General features: G+C 59.1%; 20 protein-coding genes and 1 pseudogene. 15 read left to right on the top strand and 6 right to left on the bottom strand.

Annotated features, from left to right (window positions below; genetic code table 11):
- Positions 1 to 65: 65 nt before the first annotated feature.
- Complete coding sequence (locus tag ACJ8M3_RS05070) at positions 66 to 1,787, bottom strand: lysophospholipid acyltransferase family protein (RefSeq protein ID WP_033643203.1); 1,722 nt, start codon at positions 1,785 to 1,787, stop codon at positions 66 to 68.
- A 798-nt stretch (positions 1,788 to 2,585) separates the two neighbouring features.
- On the opposite strand from ACJ8M3_RS05070, the pseudogene ACJ8M3_RS05065 reads away from it, so the two are divergent.
- From ACJ8M3_RS05065 to uspE, 7 genes and pseudogenes are all read left to right on the top strand, one after another.
- Positions 2,586 to 2,737, top strand: a pseudogene (locus ACJ8M3_RS05065) (transcriptional repressor AgaR); the annotation flags it as partial.
- Between the two features lie 26 nt (positions 2,738 to 2,763).
- Positions 2,764 to 3,930: an SIS domain-containing protein gene (locus tag ACJ8M3_RS05060; RefSeq protein WP_047575054.1), complete on the top strand. Its 1,167-nt coding sequence runs from the start codon at positions 2,764 to 2,766 to the stop codon at positions 3,928 to 3,930.
- Between the two features lie 9 nt (positions 3,931 to 3,939).
- A complete protein-coding gene (locus ACJ8M3_RS05055) occupies positions 3,940 to 4,794 on the top strand; it encodes a tagatose bisphosphate family class II aldolase (RefSeq protein ID WP_033650298.1) in 855 nt (284 codons plus the stop codon).
- A 306-nt stretch (positions 4,795 to 5,100) separates the two neighbouring features.
- Positions 5,101 to 5,412 (top strand): hypothetical protein, encoded by a 312-nt coding sequence (locus ACJ8M3_RS05050; RefSeq protein WP_033643206.1) that lies wholly within the window; start codon positions 5,101 to 5,103, stop codon positions 5,410 to 5,412.
- Positions 5,413 to 5,631: 219 nt separating this feature from the next.
- Positions 5,632 to 6,156 (top strand): methylated-DNA--[protein]-cysteine S-methyltransferase, encoded by a 525-nt coding sequence (gene ogt / locus ACJ8M3_RS05045; protein ID WP_004938274.1) that lies wholly within the window; start codon positions 5,632 to 5,634, stop codon positions 6,154 to 6,156.
- Between the two features lie 280 nt (positions 6,157 to 6,436).
- A complete protein-coding gene (locus ACJ8M3_RS05040; RefSeq protein ID WP_004938278.1) occupies positions 6,437 to 7,201 on the top strand; it encodes an FNR family transcription factor in 765 nt (254 codons plus the stop codon).
- A gap of 126 nt (positions 7,202 to 7,327) precedes the next feature.
- Complete coding sequence (gene uspE, locus ACJ8M3_RS05035) at positions 7,328 to 8,290, top strand: universal stress protein UspE (protein ID WP_089197101.1); 963 nt, start codon at positions 7,328 to 7,330, stop codon at positions 8,288 to 8,290.
- A 61-nt stretch (positions 8,291 to 8,351) separates the two neighbouring features.
- Here the strand turns inward: uspE and pntB are convergent, their stop codons facing one another.
- Both pntB and pntA read right to left on the bottom strand, forming a co-directional pair.
- A complete protein-coding gene (pntB, locus tag ACJ8M3_RS05030; protein ID WP_025159771.1) occupies positions 8,352 to 9,746 on the bottom strand; it encodes a Re/Si-specific NAD(P)(+) transhydrogenase subunit beta in 1,395 nt (464 codons plus the stop codon).
- 10 nt (positions 9,747 to 9,756) lie between these two features.
- Entirely contained in the window at positions 9,757 to 11,286 is a 1,530-nt protein-coding gene (gene pntA / locus ACJ8M3_RS05025) for a Re/Si-specific NAD(P)(+) transhydrogenase subunit alpha (RefSeq protein ID WP_042784620.1), read from the bottom strand.
- A 537-nt stretch (positions 11,287 to 11,823) separates the two neighbouring features.
- Here pntA and ydgH point away from each other — a divergent pair.
- Positions 11,824 to 12,774, top strand: coding sequence for a DUF1471 family protein YdgH (ydgH, locus tag ACJ8M3_RS05020; RefSeq protein WP_025302966.1), 951 nt, complete (start codon positions 11,824 to 11,826; stop codon positions 12,772 to 12,774).
- On the opposite strand, the gene ACJ8M3_RS05015 is transcribed toward ydgH, so the two are convergent.
- Positions 12,767 to 12,961 carry a hypothetical protein gene (locus ACJ8M3_RS05015; protein ID WP_127897184.1) on the bottom strand — a complete coding sequence of 65 codons (195 nt, stop codon included), beginning with the start codon at positions 12,959 to 12,961 and terminating at the stop codon, positions 12,767 to 12,769. The two genes, ydgH and ACJ8M3_RS05015, sit on opposite strands and share 8 nt — an antisense overlap.
- Positions 12,962 to 13,018: 57 nt before the next feature.
- Here ACJ8M3_RS05015 and ACJ8M3_RS05010 point away from each other — a divergent pair, with 57 nt between their 5' ends.
- From ACJ8M3_RS05010 to ACJ8M3_RS05000, 3 genes are all read left to right on the top strand, one after another.
- On the top strand, positions 13,019 to 14,410 hold the full coding sequence (locus ACJ8M3_RS05010) for an amino acid permease (protein WP_033643208.1): 1,392 nt from the start codon (positions 13,019 to 13,021) through the stop codon (positions 14,408 to 14,410).
- Between the two features lie 223 nt (positions 14,411 to 14,633).
- Positions 14,634 to 15,119, top strand: coding sequence for a hypothetical protein (locus tag ACJ8M3_RS05005; protein WP_069100966.1), 486 nt, complete (start codon positions 14,634 to 14,636; stop codon positions 15,117 to 15,119).
- 31 nt (positions 15,120 to 15,150) lie between these two features.
- Positions 15,151 to 15,546, top strand: coding sequence for a pyridoxamine 5'-phosphate oxidase family protein (locus ACJ8M3_RS05000; RefSeq protein WP_033643210.1), 396 nt, complete (start codon positions 15,151 to 15,153; stop codon positions 15,544 to 15,546).
- A 99-nt stretch (positions 15,547 to 15,645) separates the two neighbouring features.
- Here the strand turns inward: ACJ8M3_RS05000 and ACJ8M3_RS04995 are convergent, their stop codons facing one another.
- A complete protein-coding gene (locus tag ACJ8M3_RS04995; protein ID WP_033643211.1) occupies positions 15,646 to 16,056 on the bottom strand; it encodes a hypothetical protein in 411 nt (136 codons plus the stop codon).
- A gap of 183 nt (positions 16,057 to 16,239) precedes the next feature.
- Here ACJ8M3_RS04995 and folM point away from each other — a divergent pair, with 183 nt between their 5' ends.
- The 4 genes from folM (at position 16,240) to ACJ8M3_RS04975 (ending at position 20,599) form a co-directional block, all read left to right on the top strand.
- Positions 16,240 to 16,962, top strand: a complete 723-nt coding sequence (folM, locus tag ACJ8M3_RS04990) for a dihydromonapterin reductase (protein WP_033643212.1) — start codon at positions 16,240 to 16,242, stop codon at positions 16,960 to 16,962.
- A gap of 75 nt (positions 16,963 to 17,037) precedes the next feature.
- Complete coding sequence (gene rstA, locus ACJ8M3_RS04985) at positions 17,038 to 17,763, top strand: two-component system response regulator RstA (protein WP_042784624.1); 726 nt, start codon at positions 17,038 to 17,040, stop codon at positions 17,761 to 17,763.
- Positions 17,760 to 19,064: a two-component system sensor histidine kinase RstB gene (gene rstB, locus ACJ8M3_RS04980; protein ID WP_033643213.1), complete on the top strand. Its 1,305-nt coding sequence runs from the start codon at positions 17,760 to 17,762 to the stop codon at positions 19,062 to 19,064. The genes rstA and rstB overlap by 4 nt, the downstream gene beginning before the upstream one ends.
- Before the next feature lie 35 nt (positions 19,065 to 19,099).
- Positions 19,100 to 20,599 carry a carboxypeptidase M32 gene (locus tag ACJ8M3_RS04975; protein ID WP_108680829.1) on the top strand — a complete coding sequence of 500 codons (1,500 nt, stop codon included), beginning with the start codon at positions 19,100 to 19,102 and terminating at the stop codon, positions 20,597 to 20,599.
- 169 nt (positions 20,600 to 20,768) lie between these two features.
- Here the strand turns inward: ACJ8M3_RS04975 and ACJ8M3_RS04970 are convergent, their stop codons facing one another.
- Positions 20,769 to 21,674: an alpha/beta fold hydrolase gene (locus tag ACJ8M3_RS04970; protein ID WP_129993704.1), complete on the bottom strand. Its 906-nt coding sequence runs from the start codon at positions 21,672 to 21,674 to the stop codon at positions 20,769 to 20,771.
- Positions 21,675 to 21,712 lie beyond the last annotated feature (38 nt).

Raw genomic sequence — 21,712 nt, 5'->3', positions numbered from 1 at the left:
TAGCGCTATCCCGTCGCCGGCCCCAAGGTCGTGCTTAGATCAAAAAGGCATGAGTCAGACGCCGATCATGCCGTCTCGGCTTCCTGCGGCTGATGCACCGCAATATAACGTTGATAACGCGACGGCTTGAGCCGCGAGGTATCCACCAGCACCAGGCCGTCGATGCAGTTGTTGAAGGCCGGATCGGTGCCAAAGTCGATAAACTGCACCCCGCCCGGTTCGCACAGCTCGGTGTACTGTTTATACAGTGTCGGGATCGAGCAGCCGATGTTGCTGAGCAGGCTCTTCAGCCGCACCAGATCTTCCTGGTAGTTATCCCCGGCAAACTGCGCCAGCACCTGCGGCAACGACGCCGGATAAGGACGACGCGACTGCGCGAAGGCGTGGTCCGGCGAGAAATAGAGTCGATAGAAGGCGATCAACAGATCCCGCGCCGCCAGCGGCATGCCGCCGGAAATGGATACCGGGCCGAACAGATAGCGATACTGCGGGTATTTCGACAGATAGGCGCCGATGCCCAGCCACAAATAATCCAGCCCGCGCTTGCCCCAATAGGCCGGCTGAATGAAGCTGCGCCCCAGTTCGATGCCCTGCGCCAGGATCGGTTCCATATCGCGGTCATAGTGGAACAGGCTGTTGCTGTAGATGCTCTCCAGGCCCTTACGCGCGATTTGTTCGGCGGTGGGGATAAAACGATAGGCGCCGACGATCTCCAGCTCCTCTTCATCCCACAGCACCAGGTGATAATAATCGTCGTCGTAGCTGTCCAGATCGCGGCGGCGGCCGGATCCTTCCCCCACCGCGCGGAAAGCGATCTCGCGCAGGCGCCCCAGCTCGCGCAGGATCGGCGTGCGCGCTTCATCATGTCGGCGATAGAGATAGATGGTTTTGCCGTCCGGTGTCACCCCCAGTCTTTCGCAGTTCGCCAGCGCCTTTTTCAGCTCCAGACGCTCTTCCGGCAACGCGATCGGCGATTCGCTGGCGAACAGCCCCGGTTTGCCCTGGCCTAGGCGATACACGTGACGGCGAAAGCGCTCCGCCAGATCCTTGGCGCTGGTGTGGCCATCGTGCCAGTTGGCGAACGGCACGCGGCCGCCGATGCGGATCCTGATGCGCCCGCCCCGCTGCTGGAACATTTCACGCACCAGCAGCAGCGTCGACAGCGGACGATAGACCAGCGACGTAAAGTAGAACAGGTTGCTGTTGCGCGCGCTGATATGAATCGGCACGATCGGCGCGCGCGCCTTGGCGGCCAGACGCAGAAAACCGGTATGCCAGTGGCCGTCGCGGATGCCTTTCGGGCTCATGCGCGACACTTCGCCGGCCGGGAACAGGATCAGCGCGCCCTGATTGTCCAGCTGCTGCTGCATGCCTTCTATCTGTTTGCGGCTGGTTTTATAAGCGACGTTATCCACCGGCACGAACAGGTTGCGCAGCGGTTCGATGTAAGTCAGCAGTTGGCTGGCCACCACTTTCACATCCGGACGCACCGCCGCGACGGCGCGCAACAGCACCAGTCCGTCGAGCGAGCCGATCGGGTGATTGGCCACGAGCACCACCGGCCCCTGGCTGGGGATGTTTTCCAGATCGCCGTCCACCAGCTCGCAGCTGAGGTTAAAGTAGTCCACCACCTGCTCGATCAGATCGAGCCCTTTCAGGTGGGGATAGTCGGCGGCGAACTGTTTGAATTCTTTTTCGAAGAGAAGGGTTCTTAGCAGGCTGCGCTGCCAGGCAGGGGTATTGCGGTGTGGAAATGCATCTTGCAACAGAGAATCCAGGCTGAACATCGCGTTATCTCCTGACGTAGTCGCTGCAAACTTAAGCCAGAGCCATGACTCTGACATGTCAGTCACATGACAATAAAATGAATCCATCGACTATCAGGTATAGCAAAGTAATGGCGATTTGGGAGCGAAAGACGCATTTTCGCCCCCACTTCCCCTCACATCGGCGCCAGCAACGCTTCAATGCGGCGGTTCACCGCCTCACGCAGGCGCTATCGGCTGCAGATCCTCGCCGGGATGGGCCACGAACGGATCGCCGGAGGGAAACGCATGGCCGCTGTCGTTCACCCTCACCCGCTGCAATGCGGCGCTATTACACGCGCCGGCATAAAAAAACAGTGAAAGCCCGGCGGCTGCCGAATTATCGCTGCGGCTTTCGGCCTCGACGGACTGAATAATTAAATGCCGGGAATTGTCGACTGAAAAATAACGAATTTGCCGTTTTCACTTTGCGTTGACGCTGCTTTCGGTTGGCGCTCAAACGAAAGCAAAATCAAATATAACCAACTGATAGATATAGATATTTTAAAATTAATCGATTGCATTTCAGTGTTTCGTTTGCTGTAATTCGCCACGAACAACTGAAAGCGCTCCGGTCGGTATCGCTGCGGCTTATTAAGCCGCGGTCGGGCACGGCTACAGGTAAATCAGGAGTCTGCGTTAATGATCACTACCGCAAAACGCCGGGAATTAATTATCGACCCGCTGTGCCGCGAAGGCGCGTCGCGCGTGGAACCGCTCAGCCAGCTGCTTTCGGTCTCCAGCGTCACCATCCACATCAATCGCGACGTCAAACACACCCTCGCCGACGCCAGCAAATTCGGCCGCACAAGTTTTTGCACGATCGCGACATCGGCCAGATCCACCGCCTGGTCACCGACAGCCGCATTCCGGAACACTGTCTGCAGGCGCTGCACCCTTTAGGGATCGACGTGATTATCGCCGACCGTTAACCGAGGATTTTTAAGGAGCTGTCATCATGAACGCGTATTTCTCTTACGAGGCGAATTGGCTGAAGCAGCGCAACGCCTGGCACACCGCCGCAGAAATTTGGCAACAGCCGGATCTGTGGGCGGCGCTGCACCGGCAGCTGCAGGATCAACAGGCGCAATGGCAGCCGTTTCTGGCGCCGCTGCTGGTCAATCCGCGCCTGCAGATCGTGCTGTGCGGCGCCGGCAGCTCGGCGTTCGCCGGCCGCGCCCTGGCCCCCTGGCTGCGCGAACGCACCGGCCGCGACGTGGTGGCCTACGGCACTACCGATATCGTCGCCAACCCGCTGCAGTATCTCGACCCTGAGCGGCCGACGCTGCTGGTCTCCTTCGCCCGTTCGGGCAACAGCCCGGAGAGCGTGGCGACGGTGGAGCTGGCCGACCAACTGCTGCCGGAAAGCTACCACCTGATGCTGGTGTGCAACCCGGACAGCAAGCTGGCGCAGTATGCACATCGGCGCGACAACGTCTGTTCGCTGGTGATGCCGCAAGGTTCTAACGATCAGAGCTTCGCCATGACCTCCAGCTTCAGCTGCATGATGCTGAGCGCCGCGCTGCTGCTCGGCCCCCTGTCGCTCGAGGCCGCCCAGGCGCCGCTGCACGCCATGGTGCAGCGCTGCCGCGCACTGCGAGAAACGCTGCAGCCGCAGGTGAAGGCGCTGGCCGCCGGCGGCTTCCGCCGCTACATCACCCTTGGCGGCAGCTGCTTTACCGGCCTTGCCGAAGAGGCCTCGCTCAAGATGCTGGAGCTGACCGCCGGGCGCATCGTTACGCGCTACGACTCGCCGCTCGGCCTGCGTCATGGTCCGAAATTCATGGTCGACGGCCAGACGCTGGTGGTGTTGATGTTCTCGCGCGACGACTACGCCCGCCAGTATGACCGCGATCTGTGGAACGAGCTGCAGCGCGATGGGCAGGCGATGCAGCTGGTCGGATTGACCGGCGGGCGCCAACCCCTCGCCGATACCCTGCTGCATATGCACGATGCGGCAGACGATATCTGGCTGCTGTTCCCGTATCTGCTGTTCACCCAGATGCTGGCCTTCGAGAGTTCGCTGGCGCTGGGGCTGACCCCGGATAACCCCTGCCCGACCGGCGAGGTTAACCGGGTGGTGAAAGGCGTGACGATTTACCGTTTTCCTTCCCCCGTGCAGTAAGGAGATCCCATGTATCTGATAGCCAACCGAGACATGCTGCTCAAGGCGCAGCGCCAGGGTTACGCCGTTCCGGCGTTTAACGTTCACAATCTGGAAACCGTGCAGGTGGTGGCGGAGACCGCCGCCGAGCTGCGCTCGCCGGTGATCATGGCCGGCACGCCCGGCACCTTCAGCTATGCCGGCACCGACTACCTGATCGGTATCTGTCAGGCGGCCGCGCACCGCTACGATCTGCCGCTGGCGCTGCATCTGGATCATCACGAAGAGCTCGATGACATCGAGCACAAGGTGAAAAGCGGCATCCGCTCGGTCATGATCGACGGCTCCCATTTGCCGTTCGAGCAGAATATCGCCAAGGTGGCCGCCGCAGTGGCCCTGTGCCATCGCTACGGCGCCAGCGTGGAGGCGGAGCTGGGCCGCCTGGGCGGGCAAGAGGACGATCTGATCGTCGATACGGCGGACAGCTTCTATACCGACCCGGTGGCGGCACGCGAGTTTGTCGCCGCCACCGGCATCGATTCGCTGGCGGTGGCGATCGGTTCCGCCCACGGCCTGTATCACGGCGAACCGAAGCTGGACTTCGAACGCCTGGCGCTGATCCGCGAACAGGTGGACGTGCCGTTGGTGCTGCATGGCGCCTCCGGCATTCCGGAAGCAATGGTCAAGCGCGCGATCTCGCTCGGCGTTTGCAAGGTCAACGTCGCCACCGAATTGAAAATCGCCTTCGCCGATGCGGTAAAAAGCTACTTTTCACAGCACCCGGATGCCAACGATCCGCGCAAATACATCGTCCCCGGCAAGCTGGCGATGAAAGAAGTGGTGGCGGAAAAGATCCGCATCTGCGGCAGCAGCGGCATGCTGTAACCCCACGCCCGCCCCCGGTTTCAGTGGCTGCACCACGGGGGCGAAAACATCCCGCCATTTTCCGCTTTCCTGAGAGAACGATCACAGCCTGTTATCCCGCCCGCGCCTGAAACCATTAACCGGTCTTCACTATGATCCAAATCATGGTTTTACTCATCCTACCTCTCTATTATCAAATTCATTGAATGCAGGCAGTAGGATTTTTGCCCATTCGTTTTTATTTCGCCAAGCGAAATAGCTTATTTGATGAAAACAAGCGCGCTTGTTTTTTAATTGGCAGTGTTTTTACTCTGAAAGGAACAGCGTATGAACCATTACTTAGCCGTATTAAGCGCATTGGTCATTCTGCCCTTCGCTCTGCAAGCAAAACCGCTTTCCGGCAGCCAGGTCGCCTCTGGCGTCGTACGCTTCACCGGCGCCATTACCACGCCTGCATGCACCGTCAAACATCAGGATGAAAAGCTTATCTCCAGCTGCTTCGGTAAAGTGACGGAATATCAGAACGGGTATATATCCTCTTCGTTAAAAGCGATGCCAAAAGAATTAGTTTCTGCCGTCAGCAGTGAGATGGTGAATAACGATCCCCATTTAAAACGCGTGACCATCAGCTATAAGTAACCACAAAGCGTTACTGCCTGCTGAAATAATAAACAAGACACAACTTGTCTTGATGACTTATAAATTTATTTTATAAATTTATCACACAATAACTCCCCGACTTACCGTAAGCCGGCTATTCGGGCGACCCTGCGGTCGCCCATCAGCATGTCCGAAATCCGCCATCGCTCCCTTGCGTTTCATGCGATAATCGCCCTACCAAACCGAGGAGTGATCCAGATGCAGACTTTTTTGATTGATCGTACCGCCACACCGGTGGGAGAACTGGTGCTGATTGCCGATGAACAGGGGCGCCTGCGGGCGATTGACTGGACCGATCACGAAGCGCGCCTGATGAAGCTGCTGAATACCCACTACCGCGCCGATCGGTTCACCCTGCGCGAACAGCGCGATCCCAGCGGGCTGACCGACGCCATGCAGCGCTATTTCGCCGGTGAACTGAGCATTATCGATCGGTTGCCGGTGATGACCGCCGGCACCGAGTTCCAACGCACCGTCTGGCAACAGCTGCGCCAAATCCCCTGCGGCGAGATCCTGACCTACGGCCAGCTCGCGCAACGCATCGGCCGTCCGACCGCCTCGCGCGCGGTCGGCATGGCCAACGGTTCAAATCCGATCAGCATCGTCGTGCCCTGCCACCGAGTGATCGGTTCGCAAGGCGCACTGACCGGCTATGCCGGTGGCGTACAGCGCAAACAATGGCTGCTGCAGCACGAAGGCTACCTGCCTAAAAGCCTGCTGTAGCCGCGCCAGGCGATTATCCGGCGCCATTGTTTGGCGACGCTTAATAAAGCCCATTGCTCAACGCCACGCTCGCAGGCCGCTGGGCCCTATGAATAACTTGTGTGAATAAAACGCATAAGTCACAAATAATACTCATAACTTCAGTCCCCTACAGAATAATCGGCGGCATGTGTGCGTAAAATTCGCACACAATGCCCCTATTCAGACTAATGCTACCCTTATCAGCTGCGGCAAAAGATGTTAAAATTGACTCATATCAATTATTGAATGAGCGTAATCTATGATCCCGGAAAAACGCGTGATTCGTCGTATCCAGTCTGGTGGTTGTGCGATCCATTGCCAGGACTGCAGCATCAGCCAGCTGTGCATTCCTTTCACCCTTAATGCCCACGAGCTGGATCAGCTCGACAACATTATCGAGAGGAAAAAGCCTATTCAGAAAGGCCAGACCCTGTTCAAGGCCGGCGACGAGCTGAAATCGCTGTACGCGATCCGTTCCGGGACCATCAAGAGCTACACCATCACCGAGCAAGGCGACGAGCAGATCACCGGCTTCCACCTGGCGGGTGACCTGGTGGGCTTTGACGCCATCGGTGGCCTGAAGCACCCAAGCTTCGCCCAGGCGCTGGAAACCTCGATGGTGTGCGAAATTCCGTTCGAGACCCTCGACGATCTGTCCGGCAAAATGCCAAACCTGCGTCAGCAGATCATGCGGTTGATGAGCGGCGAGATCAAAGGCGACCAGGACATGATCCTGCTGTTGTCGAAGAAAAACGCCGAAGAGCGCCTGGCGGCGTTCGTTTACAACCTGTCGCGCCGCTTTGCGGAGCGCGGTTTCTCTCCGCGCGAGTTCCGTTTGACCATGACCCGCGGCGATATCGGCAACTATCTCGGCCTGACGGTGGAAACCATCAGCCGGCTGCTGGGCCGCTTCCAGAAAAGCGAAATCCTCAGCGTGAAAGGCAAATACATCACCATCGAAAACGCCGACGCTCTGTCGGTGCTGGCCGGCACGCCGCGTATCAACGTGACCGTCAACGCCTGATTCTCCTGCCGGATCACCATTTCCCCGAAATTGTTGATCCGGCACGCTTCTGTTGTTGTTCTGTTTTTCAATGTTGGGTTACTCTGTAAATTAACAGACTGTTGATTTCAGCTGTAAGGAGGCCCTATGGCGAAGTATCAGAATCTTCTGGTGGCTATTGACCCCAATCAGGACGATCAGCCGGCATTGCGCCGCGCCGTGTACCTGGTAAAACGGAACGGCGGGCGCATCAAGGCCTTCCTGCCCATCTATGACTTCTCTTACGAAATGACGACCCTGCTCTCCCCGGATGAAAGAACGGCGATGCGGCAAGGTGTGATCAGCCAACGCGCCGCCTGGATCAACGAGCAGTGCCGCTTCTATCTCAACGACGGCGTGCCGATCGAAATCAAAGTGGTCTGGCATAACCGCCCCTTCGAAGCCATCATTCAGGAAGTGCTTTCCAGCCAACATGACCTGCTGCTGAAAATGGCGCACCAACACGACCGGTTGGAGTCGGTGATCTTTACCCCCACCGACTGGCACCTGCTGCGCAAATGCCCTTGCCCGGTGTGGATGGTGAAAGACCAGCCCTGGCCGGAAGGCGGCAAGGCGCTGGTGGCGGTCAATCTGGCCAGCGAAGAACCCTATCACGACCCGCTCAATATCAAACTGGTGCAAGAAACCGTCGAACTGGCGCAAAACGTCAACCAGACCGAGGTTCACCTGGTCGGCGCCTATCCCGTTACCCCGATCAACATCGCCATCGAATTGCCCGACTTCGACCCGAGCGTCTACAACGACGCCATTCGCGGCCAGCATCTGATCGCCATGAAGGCGCTGCGGCAAAAATTCTGCATTAAGGAAGAGTTCACCCACGTGGAAAAAGGCCTGCCGGAAGAGGTGATCCCCGATTTGGCCGAACACCTGCAGGCCGGCGTGGTGGTGCTGGGCACCCTGGGCCGCACCGGCATTTCAGCCGCCTTTATCGGCAACACGGCGGAACATGTGATCGATCATCTGAAATGCGACCTGCTGGTGATTAAACCGGAAAACTTCAACTGCCCGATCGAGGCGGATGAAGACGACGAACACGACGACGAAGATTAGGCTTCGCACATAAAGAAACGGGCCGCTGACAAGCGGCCCGTTTTTCTTTGGTTGCCCAATTTTACTTCTGCAACGCCCGCAAAATCGCTTCCACGCTGTCTTTGGCGTCGCCGAACAGCATTTGGGTGTTCTCCTTGAAGAACAGCGGGTTCTGCACGCCGGCGTAGCCGGTGTTCATCGACCGTTTGAACGCGATCACGTTCTGCGCTTTCCACACTTCCAATACCGGCATGCCGGCGATCGGGCTGCGCGGATCTTCCAGCGCCGCCGGGTTCACCGTATCGTTGGCGCCGATCACCAGCACGGTGTCGGTATCCGGGAAATCGTCGTTGATTTCATCCATCTCCAGCACCACGTCGTACGGCACCTTCGCCTCTGCCAGCAGCACGTTCATGTGGCCCGGCAAGCGCCCCGCGACCGGGTGAATGCCGAAGCGCACCTTCACGCCGCGCGCCCGCAGTTTTTCGGTGATTTCCGCCACCGGATACTGCGCCTGCGCCACCGCCATGCCGTAGCCCGGGGTGATGATCACCGAGGTGGAGTTCTTCAACTGCTCGGCCACCTCTTCCGCCGTGGTTTCACGGTATTCGCCCATCTCTTCGGCATCGCCGGTGGATGAACCGTCGCTGCCGAAACCGCCGGCGATCACGCTGATAAACGAGCGGTTCATCGCCTTGCACATGATGTAAGACAGGATCGCCCCCGAAGAGCCCACCAGCGCGCCGGTGACGATCAGCAGATCGTTGCTCAGCATGAAGCCCGCCGCGGCCGCCGCCCACCCCGAGTAGGAGTTGAGCATCGACACCACCACCGGCATGTCGGCGCCGCCGATCGAGGCGACCAGATGCCAGCCGAACGCCAGCGCGATCGCCGTCATCAGCAGCAGCGTCACCACCTGCCAGCCCACGCTGTCGGTGCGCACGAACGCCACCAGCAGCAGGAACGAGATCACCAGCGCCGCCAGGTTCAGCTTGTGGCGATTCGGCAGCATCAACGGCTTGGAAGAAATGATGCCGCGCAGCTTGCCGAAGGCGACGATCGACCCGGTGAAGGTCACCGCACCGATAAAGATGCCGAGGAACACTTCGGTCAGATGGATATTCGCCATCACCGGCTCCATCGGCGCACCGTGATCCAGATAACTGTTGAAACCGACCAGCACCGCGGCCAGGCCAACGAAGCTGTGCAGCACCGCCACCAGCTCCGGCATTTCGGTCATCTCGACCTTCTTCGCCAGATAGACGCCGATCGAGCCACCGATGATCATGGCGATGATGATCCAGCCGACGTTGCCGGAATCCGGCCCCAGAATGGTCGCGATCAGCGCGATCGCCATGCCGGCGACGCCAAACAGGTTGCCTTGCTTCGACGTTTCATGACGCGACAGGCCCGCCAGGCTGAAAATAAACAAAATAGCGGCAACAATGTATGCAGCTGTAACCAATCCTCCAGACATTTGTTACCCCTTAGTTCTTGCGGAACATCTTCAGCATGCGCTGAGTGACGGTGAACCCACCGAAAATATTGATGCTGGCGATCAGCACGGCGATAAAGGAGAGGAAACTCACCCAGCCGCCGTGGCCAATTTGCAGCAGCGCACCGACCACGATAATCCCTGAGATCGCGTTGGTGACCGACATCAACGGGGTATGCAGCGCATGGCTGACGTTCCAGACCACGTAGTACCCGACCACGCAGGCCAGCGCGAACACGGTAAAGTGCGACAGGAACTCTTTCGGCGCCGCGTCCGCCAGCCAGCCGAACAGCAGGATCGCCAGAGCCATCAGGCCGTACTTCAGCCACGGCGAGGTCGGCTTGGCTTCAGGTTTGGCGACCGGTGCGGCGGCGGGCGCCGCTTTCGGCTGGGCGGAAACCTGGATCGGCGGCGCCGGCCAGGTGATTTCACCGCTGCGCACCACGGTAACGCCGCGGATCACCGTATCGTCGAAATCGATATCGATCTCGCCGTTCTTCTCTTTCGACAGCAGCTTCAGCAGGTTGACCAGGTTGGTGCCGTACAGCTGCGAAGATTGTGTCGGCAAGCGGCTCGGCAGATCGGTATAGCCGATGATTTTCACGCCGTTGTCGGTCACGGTAATGGTGTCGGCCACGGTCAGTTCGCAGTTGCCGCCGGTTTGCGCCGCCAGATCGACGATCACGCTGCCCGGCTTCATCGACGCCACCATCTCTTTGGTGATCAGCTTCGGCGCCGGTTTACCCGGGATCAGCGCGGTGGTGACGATGATGTCAACCTCCGCCGCCTGTGCGGCGAACAGCGCCATCTCGGCCTTGATAAAGGCTTCGGACATCACTTTGGCGTAACCGTCGCCGCTGCCCGCTTCCTCTTCAAAATCCAGCTCGAGGAATTCCGCGCCCATGCTCTGCACCTGCTCTTTCACTTCCGGGCGGGTGTCGAAGGCGCGCACGATGGCGCCGAGGCTGCCCGCAGCGCCGATCGCCGCCAGGCCGGCCACGCCGGCGCCGATGATCATCACCTTGGCCGGCGGCACTTTGCCGGCGGCGGTGATCTGGCCGGTGAAGAAGCGGCCGAACTCATGCGCCGCCTCGACGATGGCGCGGTAGCCGGCGATGTTGGCCATCGAGCTCAGCGCATCCATCGACTGGGCGCGCGAGATGCGCGGCACCGAGTCCATCGCCAGCGCGGTGACGTTGCGCGCCGCCAGCTTGGCCATCAGCTCGGGGTTTTGCGCCGGCCAGATAAAGCTGACCAGCGTGCTGCCTTCGCGCATCAAGGCGATCTCGTCGTCTTGCGGCGCGTTGACTTTCAGGATCAGATCCGACTGCCACACTTCGTTTTCGTCGACCAGCGCCGCGCCGGCGGCTTCGTAGGCGACGTCGTCAAAACTGGCCAGTTTGCCCGCCCCGCGTTCAATCGCGACGGTAAAACCCAGCTTCAGCAGTTGTTCCACCGTTTTCGGCGTGGCTGCGACCCGGGCTTCATTGGCCAACCGCTCTCTTGGTACACCAATACGCATAATGTTCCCTTCTCACCTGTCTTGGATGATGTTTATTATTTTCCTGCCCATAGAACGGCGCCATCGGCGAGCGAGGCGTCAACTTGCCCGCACTGATTTCAGACGCCAACTATAACCTACTGAAAATAAGGTCGATGATCCATAATTGCTTACGCATTCAGCCCTGTTTTTACATAAAAACGCCGGGCGCGATATGACAAATCGCAATTTACAGTGAAAAAATGCATACAGAACAGCACATTCTGCATGATTAGAGGTTTGCGCCCGGCGTAACGATTTATCGCCATGCGGGGCGGATAAGCATAAAAGTTATCATTTTGTGAATAATTAACACTAATGACACCAAAGCCTTTATTATGGAAACTTATGGCGGCGGCGCCATCCGTGCGACCCGCGTCACCGTCAGCGATTTGTCGCACGGGATAACATAAAATGCTGAGACAGTTTTCAGAATTACATGTAATAATCGACGGCTGAATTACACTTAAACAGTTCAGTACGTTATAAACGTTAATGCGCTAGGCGAAAGGATTTTTTATGAAGCTGAAGACCACGATCATCGCGTCAGCCTTGTTATCACTCACCGCGCTGTCCGCTCATGCGGCGCAAGAGTTAACTCCTGAGAAAGCAGCGGCGCTGAAGCCGTTTGATCGCATCACGATTACCGGCCGCTTCAATGCGATCAATGAAGCCGTCGACGCCGTATCCCGCCGTGCAGACAAACTGGGTGCCGATTCCTTCTATATCCAGGACAGCAACAACAGCAACAACGGCGGCAACTGGCGCGTCACCGCAGACCTTTATCATAAAGATGCGCCAGAAGTGAGCAAAACACCAAAATACCGCGTATTTAACGGCGTGAATGAACTGCCTAAAGAGGAAGCCTACCTGCTGGAGCCTTACGATACCGTGAGCGTCAGCGGTTTCTACCGCAGCCAGCCGGACATTAACGACGCCATCTCCAAAGAAGCGCAGAAAAAAGGCGCCGCCTCATTCTTCATCGTGCGCCAGGTTGACGCCAACTCCGGCGGCAACCAGTTCGTCACCGCCTACATCTATAAGGCCGATGCGCCGAAACGCCGCGTGCAGAGCCCGGACGCCATACCGGCCGATTCTGACGCCGGCCGCGCCGCGCTGGCCGCCGGCGGCGCCGCAGCCGCGAAAGTCGAAATTCCTGGCGTCGCGTCTTCCGGTTCACCAAGCCGCGAAGTGGGCCGTTTCTTCGAAACCCAGTCCTCTACCGGCCAACGCTATACCGTCACGCTGCCTAACGGCACCAAGATTCAGGAAGTGAACAACGTGACCGCCGCGCAGATGGTGCCATTCGATTCCGTCACCTTCACCGGCCACTTCAACAGCATGACCGACGTGTCCACCGAAGTGGCGAAACGCGCGGCCGAGAAAGGCGCCAAGTACTACCACGTCACTCGCCAGTGGCAGAACAAGAGCGGCGGCAACCTGACCGTCAGCGCCGATCTGTTCAAATAAAACCCGCTTTTCGGTTTACCATCGGGCAGCCCTTGAGCTGCCCGTTTTTATTGCCGCTCTTTTCGCCGCTCGTTGAATAGTTTTTTGTAAATTCCGCATATTCAATCATTGCATCTCTAATCATCCCTCCGTAGAATTTGCGCCAATTTTTAGGGCTATTGTCTATTAGCGCAATGGTTGTTAACACATTGTTGCCGCCAAGCAGTTCCCTTCCAGTTGTTTATTCTGCGTTCAGGATCCGTCATTGGAAAAAAAACTCGGTCTTACCGCGCTAACCGCTTTGGTGCTCAGCTCGATGCTGGGCGCCGGCGTGTTCAGTCTGCCGCAAAACATGGCGCAGGTCGCCAGCCCCGCCGCGCTGCTGCTGGGTTGGGGGATCACCGGCGTCGGCATTCTGTTTTTGGCGTTTGCCATGCTGTTGCTTACGCGTCTGCGCCCGGATCTGGACGGCGGCATCTTCACCTACGCCAAAGAGGGATTCGGCGAGCTGATGGGCTTCTGCTCTGCCTGGGGTTACTGGCTGTGCGCCGTAATCGCCAACGTCTCGTATCTGGTGATCGTGTTCGCGGCATTGAGCATTTTCACCGATCGCGGCGGCAACGTTATTCTCGGTGACGGCAATACCTGGCAGGCGCTGATCGCCGAATCCGCCCTGCTGTGGATCGTGCACGCGCTGGTGCTGCGCGGCGTGCAAACCGCCGCCAGCATCAATCTTGCGGCCACTCTCGCCAAGCTGCTGCCGCTGGGGATGTTCGCCGTTCTGGCGGCGATCGCCTTTAAAATGGACGTGTTCACGCTGGACTTCCAGGGGATCGCCCTCGGCAAGCCGGTATGGGAACAGGTCAAGGACACCATGCTGATCACCCTGTGGGTGTTTATCGGCGTGGAAGGCGCCGTGGTGGTTTCCGCGCGCGCGCGCAATAAGAAGGACGTGGGCCGCGCGACCATGTTGGCGGTACTGTCGGCGCTGGCGGTGTATCTGATGGTCACCTTGCTGTCGCTGGGCGTGGTGCCGCGCAGCGAACTGGCCGACATGCGCAACCCGTCGATGGCAGTGCTGATGGTGGAACTGATTGGCCCGTGGGGAGACGTGATCATCGCCGCCGGTCTTATCATTTCCGTGTGCGGCGCCTACCTCAGCTGGACCATCATGGCGGCGGAAGTCCCCCTACTGGCCGCACAGCACGGCGCATTTCCACGCGTGTTCGGCAAACAGAACCGCCATCACGCCCCATCGTCTTCGCTGTGGCTGACCAACATCGCGGTGCAGCTGGCGTTGGTGCTGATCTGGTTGACCGGCAGCAACTACAACTCGCTGTTGACCATCGCGTCGGAAATGATCCTGGTGCCTTACTTCCTGGTCGGCGCATTTCTGTTCAAGGTGGCTTACCGTCGCCGCGACAAGCGCCTGATCTTCGCCGCCACCGGCGCCTGCGTCTATGGTTTATGGCTGCTGTACGCTTCCGGGCTGATGCACTTGCTGATGTCGGTGCTGCTGTATGCACCGGGCCTGTTGGTGTTCATGTACGCCCGCCGCGGCCATCAGGATATCAATCTGCTGAATCGCCTGGAAAAAGGCAGCATCTTACTGCTGCTGGTGGCCACGCTACCCGCCGGCTGGTTTATGCTGCACTAAAGTGTCCCGTCAATGCGGCTGCCCGTCAGCCGCATTTTGCTTCCTCTTTTTCCCCTGCTACCGCGTTCCCCCCCCCCTTTGCACAGTCAGCCATGCGTCTCGCTTGCGATCTCAAATGCAATTAATTATCATTATCATTTATTGATTAGTGGTAAGACGCGAGTGCCCCTGGCGAGAGGCGTCAGGCGGCGGATGAAGACAGGCTGAAAATGGAAGGCATTTCATGGCTGAGAAACTGCTGCACGCATTACCTTTGTTTACCGCCTGGGAGGCGCTGATCGCCGAGGGCAACATGGCGTTTAATCAGCGGCACGATCGCCAAGCGATGGCGCGCTATCAACAGGCGCTGGAGGGGGCTCAGGCGATCATCGCCGAGAAGCCCTGGCTGAATGCGGAATATACCGCCAGATTTGAAGCGCTGAATATTTTCGAGTCTGCCCTTGCCGCGCTGATCGTCACGTTCAACAACATTACCCATCTGCGCCTGCGGCAGAAGCCTCTGCGCGGCGTCGAGCTGCATGTTCATCAGGCCCGAGTCGCTATCGAGCAACTCTTGGCCGATTCGTCGCTGTGCGAACAGATGCAGCAGATCGCCGAACGGCACCTGCTGCGTTTCAGGATTGAAACCCTGCACTTGCTGCGCGAACACCGGTTGCCGGAAACCAGCGTCTGCGCGCCGGCGGCCAACGCTTCCGCTACCTTGCATTAAAAGTGACACACCAATCTGAGGGTCATCTGTAATGAATGAATTGAATGACGAGATGAAGAAGATGCTGGCTAAACAGCTGCCTGTGCAGGCGACCAGCAGCCCGAACGGCGTTCCCGATATCGGCCCCAAGCGCTCTTTGCGCCTCTATGATGACCGTACGCTGATTTACAACGAAAATACCGGAGGCCAAACGCTGAAAAACATCAAGGCCGGCTCGAAAATGGCCGTTGTGGTCATCGATCGCGAGGCGCTGGACGGTTACCGCTTCGTTGGCACGCCCGAACTGTTTCTGGCGGGTAAGCCGTTTGACGATGCGTTGACGTTTGCGGAAAAAAACGGAATGAAGCCGCCGAAGTACGCGGTGTTAATTCATATAGACAGTATTTATACCCTGCGCTCCGGCCCGAATGCCGGGACCCAGCTCTAGACGCCGGCCGTCATGCGGCGTGAGACATCACGTTCATGGTTAGGCCATCGCGACGAGTCAATTGCCTAACCATGAACGGGCGGCCGGGTTGATGCCCGGTCAGCTTTTGGGAGGGATCGCGACGGTCATGCGTTCACCCACCAGAGTAATCGCAATGCCTTCCGCACACTCTTTCTGAATGGCCGCCAGTTGTTGAGCCTCCAGCGCATAAGGCAACTGAATATCAAACACCGCCAGGCCCTGCTGCTGCGCCAGGTCAATCAGGCGCACGATGTTGGTTTCATCGCTGACCTGCGTCGACACCACCTGCAGCGCCAACTCTTTTAACTGCTCTTTGCGCGTTTGCGAGGTGGTCACGCGCGATTTCAACACCATGCCGAAGATCGGCATCACACCATAAATAGCATCAACAAAGCGCCAGTGCTTCCTGCACGATGCGGACAGAAAATCCATATAGTCGAAACAGATTTTCTCACTGCGCGCGATGGATGCAAGGTGATTGCTGTTCATCCCCTCATTCCTCTCATGGCCAGTGTTAACCCGTGGTCTTTCAAGCCGCCGCCGGGGGCAACCTGAAATGCATTGTGGATCTTATATCCAGAAATGGATAATCATGCGAAGCTTTAACGACTTTCCGCCGTATGATGGCATAATTCCCCTATTGTTTGCCAGTCTGTCCAGGAGCTTTAATCAATGGAACACCACAACTCCGCCCCGGTGCTGATTACCGGCGGCGCACGGCGCATAGGGCTGGCGCTCGCCAGAGCGTTTCTCCAGCGCGGCGTTCCGGTCATCATCGCCTACCGCAGCGAATATCCGGCGATGGCCGAGTTGAAAGCCTTGGGCGCCTGCTGCATTCAGGGCGATTTTTCCACCCATGAAGGCATTTATCGTTTCGCCGATCAGGTGCGGCAGGCCGCGCCCAAGCTGCGCGCGGTGATCCACAACGCCAGCGCCTGGCAGGCGGAATCGCCGGAGGTGCCGCCGGAACAGGTCATGGCGGCGATGCTGCAAATTCACGTCTACACGCCCTATTTGCTCAATCAACTGCTCGAGTCCTGCCTGACCGGCCAGGGCCAGGCAGGCGCCGACATTATCCATCTGACCGACTATGTGGTGGAAAAAGGCAGCGACAAGCATATCGCCTACGCCGCCAGCAAAGCCGCGCTGGACAACATGACCCGGTCGTTCGCCCGCAAATTGGCGCCTGAAGTCAAAGTCAACGCCATCGCGCCGGCGCTGATCATCTTCAATCCGGGCGACGACGAAGCTTATCGTCGGCAGGCGCTGGCGAAGTCGCTGATGAAGGTCGCGCCGGGCGAGAGCGAAGTGGTCAATCTGGTGAACTACCTGCTGGAGAGCCGCTACGTCACCGGCCGCACCCACGGCGTCGACGGCGGGCGGCCGCTGCGCTGACGCAAAGATCCGCTTGGCGCAACCTCGCGGGCCGCGCTATGCTGAAATCCGCTTTTCTTATTAAAACACGGGCATATGCATAAAATTGTTTTTGTGGAAGACGATCCTGAAGTCGGCAAACTGATCGCCGCCTATCTGGGCAAACACGATATCGAGGTGCTGATCGAACCGCGCGGCGACAGCGCGCAAGCGCGCATCGAGCGCGAGCAACCCGATCTGGTGCTGCTGGACATCATGTTGCCCGGCAAAGACGGCATGACGCTGTGCCGCGATCTGCGCCCCACCTTCCCCGGCCCGATCGTGCTGCTGACCTCGCTCGACAGCGACATGAACCATATCCTGTCGCTGGAGATGGGCGCCAACGACTATATCCTGAAAACCACGCCGCCGGCGGTGTTGCTGGCGCGCCTGCGTTTGCATCTGCGTCAACACAGCCAGCAGCCGAAAGAAGAGTCGGCTCAGCCGCTTACCCAGCATAACGCGCTGCATTTCGGGCTGCTGTGCATCGATCCGGTCAACCGTCAGGTTACGCTGGGCGAGGAAACCATCACCCTGTCCACCTCGGATTTCGATCTGCTGTGGGAGCTGGCGACCCACGCCGGGCAGATCATGGATCGCGAGGCGCTGCTGCAAAACCTGCGCGGCGTGAGCTACGACGGCATGGACCGCAGCATCGACGTGGCGATCTCCCGCCTGCGCCGCAAACTGTACGACAACGCGCTGGAGCCTTTCCGTATCAAGACGGTGCGCAACAAGGGCTATCTGTTCGCCCCTAACGCCTGGGCATCGGTGCAACAATGAGAAAACTTTTCGTCCAGTTCTTTCTGTTGCTGTTCGTCTGTTTTCTGGTGATGGCGATGCTGGTCGGCCTGGTGTACAAGGTGACCGCCGAGCGCGCCGGCCGCCAGTCGATGGACGATTTGATGAAAAGCTCGCTGTACCTGATGCGCAGCGAGCTGCGCGAAATCCCGCTGAAGGACTGGAACAAGACTATCGCCACGCTGGATCTCAATCTGTCGTTCAAGCTTCATATCGAACCGCTCGGCAAACAGGAACTGAGCGAGGATCTGAAAAAGCGGCTGCGGCTGGGTGAAATCATCGCCCTCGACGATCAGTACACCTTTATGCAACGCATTCCGCGCAGCCACTATGTGTTGGTGGTCGGCCCCATTCCTTATCTGTTCTATCTGCACCAGATGCGTCTGCTGGATCTGGTGTTGCTGGTGTTTATCGGCATGTCGCTGGCGCTGCCGGTGTTTCTGTGGATGCGGCCGCACTGGCAAGACCTGCTCAAACTGGAAAACGCCGCTCAGCGGCTCGGCGCCGGGCATCTGGATGAACGCACCCACTTCGATCCCACTTCCAGCCTGAGCCGGCTCGGCGTGGCGTTCAACCAGATGGCCGACAACGTCAACACCCTGATCGCCAGCAAGAAACAGCTGATCGACGGCATCGCCCACGAGCTGCGCACGCCGCTGGTGCGCCTGCGTTATCGGCTCGAGATGAGCGATAACCTGTCCGAAGGCGAGCAGCAGGCGCTGAACCGCGATATCGGCCAACTGGAGTCGCTCATCGACGAACTGCTGACCTATGCCCGCCTGGATCGGCCGCAGGTTGCGCTAAACATTGAACCCATCGATCTGCCAAAGTGGCTGGAGGACAAGGTCGATGATATCCGCCTTATCCATCAGGAACGCGACATCCAGCTCGACATCCCGCACGTCGGCGACTTCGGCGGCGTCGATCTGCGCCTGATGGAGCGCGTGCTCGATAACCTGGTCAACAACGCGCTGCGCTATTCCGAGCAGCGCCTGCGCGTTGGGTTGTGGTTCGACGGCGATCTCGCCTGTTTGCAGGTCGAGGACGACGGGCCGGGTATCCCGCCGGAAGAGCGCGAGCGGGTGTTCGAGCCTTTCGTTCGCCTCGATCCCAGCCGCGATCGCGCCACCGGCGGCTGCGGGCTGGGGCTGGCCATCGTCCATTCCATCGCCGTCGCCTACCAGGGACAGGTGTTCGTCGAAGGCAGTTCGCTCGGCGGCGCCAGCTTCCGTTTCTGCTGGCCGGTGAAGCCGACATTCAGTTTAAAAGCCGATCTGGCGTAATACCGCCGGACCCTTCTCATTGGAGCCGAATAATAATGACATCTGCACCTTCCAACACGTCTGCTTACGATCACCTGCGCGCGCTTTTTAGCCGGCTGTCGCGTTTCGGCCACCTGTCCGCCATCGCCGGTTGGGACATGCAAACCATGATGCCGCCGGGCGGCAGCAAGGCGCGCTCCGAAGCCCTGGCCGAATTGAGCGTGCTGCAGCACCAGATTTTAACGGCACAAAGCACCGGCGCGCTGTTGGATCGCGCGCAGCAAGAGACGCTGGACGAGATCGACCGCGCCAACCTGCGCGAAATGCGCCGCCAGTATGAAGACGCGGTGCTGCTGCCGGCGTCGCTGGTCGAAGCCAAATCGCTGGCAGGCGCCCGCTGTGAACACGCCTGGCGCGCCCAGCGCCCGGCCAACGACTGGGATGGCTTCGCGGAGAATCTGCGCGACGTGGTCAAACTCAGCCGGGAAGAGGCGCAGATCCGCGCGCAGGCGGCCGGCACCAGCCGTTACGATGCCCTGCTCAACCTGTATGAGCCGGGCATGCGCAGCAGCGATCTCGATCGCATCTTCGGCGATTTGAAAACCTGGCTGCCGGATTTGCTGCAGCGCGTGGTGGCCAAACAGGCCAATGAACCCTGCCTGGCGCCGCAGGGCCCGTTCAATGTGGACACCCAGCGCCAGCTGAGCCTGAGCGTGATGAAGCTGCTCGGTTTCAACTTCGACAACGGCCGCGTCGACGTCAGCGCCCACCCGTTCTGCGGCGGCGTGCCGGAGGATGTGCGCATCACCACGCGTTACAACGAGAAAGAGTTCCTGACCGCGCTGCTCGGGATCGTACACGAGACTGGTCACGCCCGTTACGAACAGAACCTGCCGCGCGATCTGCTCGGCCAACCGGTCGCCCTGGCTCGCTCCACCGCCATCCACGAATCGCAGAGCCTGCTGTTCGAAATGCAGCTGGCGCGCGGCAATGAATTCCTGAAAATCTTGCGTCCGCTGGTTACCGCGCAGTTTGGCGAACAGCCAGCGCTGGAAGAAGCCAACTTCATTCGCCTCAACCAGCGGGTGAAACCGGGCCTGATCCGCGTCGACGCCGACGAGGTGAGCTATCCTGCCCACGTCATCCTGCGCTACGAAATTGAAAAAGCGCTGATCGAAGGCGAGATCGAAGTGGAAGACATTCCGGCGCTGTGGAATGAAAAGATGCACGCTTACCTGGGCCTCGATACCATCGGCAACTACCGCAACGGCTGCATGCAGGATATCCACTGGACCGACGGCGCCTTCGGCTACTTCCCGACTTATACCCTCGGCGCGATGTACGCCGCGCAGCTGTTCCACAGCGTGCGTCAGGCCCTGCCTTCGCTGAACGAGGACATCGCCGCCGGCAATCTGCAGCCGTTGTTCCACTGGTTGCAGCATAACATCTGGCGCCACGGCAGCCGTTTCCCAACCGACACGCTGATCGCCAATGCAACCGGTGAAGCGCTCAATCCGCGCTACTTCCGCCAGCATTTGGAAAACCGCTACCTGTAATCTCTCCCCGTGCGCGGCCACGGCCGCGCCCTTTTCCTCTGCTTGACCTAATAATGTTACATAGCGCGCTTTCCTTGCCGGCAACGCCTTGGCTACAGGGTGGCGGGTTGCTACTCACCAATAGTATGTTGTAACTAAAATCATAAACAGCAGCGCCCCTATCGGCCTCTCATCCCAGCGCATGACGGGCGATCATCGTCACCAATTGTGGTCTCAACGCGGCGGGCAGATCATGCCCCATGCCCGGCATAATCTGCAATCTGGCGTTGGCGACGACCCGAGCGATCGCCACCCCGCCGGCCTTGCGCACCAGCCGATCGCGATCGCCGTGAATCACCAGCGTCGGCGCGGCGATGCGCCGACTGTAACGCCGCAGATCGCCGCTGCCGAGCAGCGCGGAAAGTTGCCGCTGCATGCCCTCCGGATCCACGCCCCGCTTCAGCAACCGCTTCACCAGGGCATCCAGCTCCGCCTCCTCCGGCGGATAAGTCGCGGTGCCAAGCGCGCGCAGAAAGGCCTTCATCCCTTCCTGGCGCTGCTGCAGCGTCATATCGGCGGCAGGCCGGCGCACCAGCAACCACAGCAGCGAAGGCGCCGGCGGCGGTAACAGCGGTTGATTGGTGCTGGAAAACAAGATGCATAACGAGGCGACGCGCTGCGGGTATTCGGCGGCCAACACCTGGGCGATCATCCCCCCCATCGAGGCGCCAAGGACATGAGCCTGAGGAATGCGTAAATGATCGAGCAGATGCGCTGCGTCCGTCGCCATATCCGCCAGGGTATAAGGCACCGGCGTTTGCCAGCCGAGCTGAGCACGCAACATCAACAGCCACAGCGGCGTCTTGCGCTGCGCCCGCGTTTTACCGGAAAGGCCGACGTCGCGGTTGTCGTAGCGGATCACCCGAAATCCCTTGGCGACCAGAGCGCGGCAGAAATCGTCAGGCCACAGCAAAAGCTGCGCGCCGATGCCCATGATTAACAACAGCGGCGGATGCGCCTCATCGCCCCAGTCTTCATAGGCCAGCGGCACCTCACCCTGTTCCGTCACGCCACAACGAACCGTTATCTCGTTCATTTCAAATCCCTTTTATCGAGCCTGACGGTCATTATAGC

Source organism: Serratia sp. CY55921 (assembly GCF_052167655.1).
GTDB classification, from domain to species: Bacteria; Pseudomonadota; Gammaproteobacteria; order Enterobacterales; family Enterobacteriaceae; genus Serratia; species Serratia ureilytica.
The sequence above is the reverse complement of the archived record's forward strand: the minus strand, read 5'-3'. Positions and strand labels throughout refer to the sequence as shown.

Coding starts and splice junctions, on each gene's coding strand:
- ACJ8M3_RS05000 (WP_033643210.1), top strand. CDS start 15,151: ATGAATGAATTGAATGACGAGATGAAGAAGATGCTGGCTAAACAGCTG.
- rstA (WP_042784624.1), top strand. CDS start 17,038: ATGCATAAAATTGTTTTTGTGGAAGACGATCCTGAAGTCGGCAAACTG.
- ACJ8M3_RS04975 (WP_108680829.1), top strand. CDS start 19,100: ATGACATCTGCACCTTCCAACACGTCTGCTTACGATCACCTGCGCGCG.
- ACJ8M3_RS05040 (WP_004938278.1), top strand. CDS start 6,437: ATGATCCCGGAAAAACGCGTGATTCGTCGTATCCAGTCTGGTGGTTGT.
- ACJ8M3_RS05055 (WP_033650298.1), top strand. CDS start 3,940: ATGTATCTGATAGCCAACCGAGACATGCTGCTCAAGGCGCAGCGCCAG.
- folM (WP_033643212.1), top strand. CDS start 16,240: ATGGAACACCACAACTCCGCCCCGGTGCTGATTACCGGCGGCGCACGG.
- ACJ8M3_RS05005 (WP_069100966.1), top strand. CDS start 14,634: ATGGCTGAGAAACTGCTGCACGCATTACCTTTGTTTACCGCCTGGGAG.
- ACJ8M3_RS05070 (WP_033643203.1), bottom strand. CDS start 1,787: ATGTTCAGCCTGGATTCTCTGTTGCAAGATGCATTTCCACACCGCAAT.
- ACJ8M3_RS04995 (WP_033643211.1), bottom strand. CDS start 16,056: ATGAACAGCAATCACCTTGCATCCATCGCGCGCAGTGAGAAAATCTGT.
- rstB (WP_033643213.1), top strand. CDS start 17,760: ATGAGAAAACTTTTCGTCCAGTTCTTTCTGTTGCTGTTCGTCTGTTTT.
- ACJ8M3_RS05050 (WP_033643206.1), top strand. CDS start 5,101: ATGAACCATTACTTAGCCGTATTAAGCGCATTGGTCATTCTGCCCTTC.
- pntA (WP_042784620.1), bottom strand. CDS start 11,286: ATGCGTATTGGTGTACCAAGAGAGCGGTTGGCCAATGAAGCCCGGGTC.
- uspE (WP_089197101.1), top strand. CDS start 7,328: ATGGCGAAGTATCAGAATCTTCTGGTGGCTATTGACCCCAATCAGGAC.
- ACJ8M3_RS05060 (WP_047575054.1), top strand. CDS start 2,764: ATGAACGCGTATTTCTCTTACGAGGCGAATTGGCTGAAGCAGCGCAAC.
- pntB (WP_025159771.1), bottom strand. CDS start 9,746: ATGTCTGGAGGATTGGTTACAGCTGCATACATTGTTGCCGCTATTTTG.
- ogt (WP_004938274.1), top strand. CDS start 5,632: ATGCAGACTTTTTTGATTGATCGTACCGCCACACCGGTGGGAGAACTG.
- ydgH (WP_025302966.1), top strand. CDS start 11,824: ATGAAGCTGAAGACCACGATCATCGCGTCAGCCTTGTTATCACTCACC.
- ACJ8M3_RS04970 (WP_129993704.1), bottom strand. CDS start 21,674: ATGAACGAGATAACGGTTCGTTGTGGCGTGACGGAACAGGGTGAGGTG.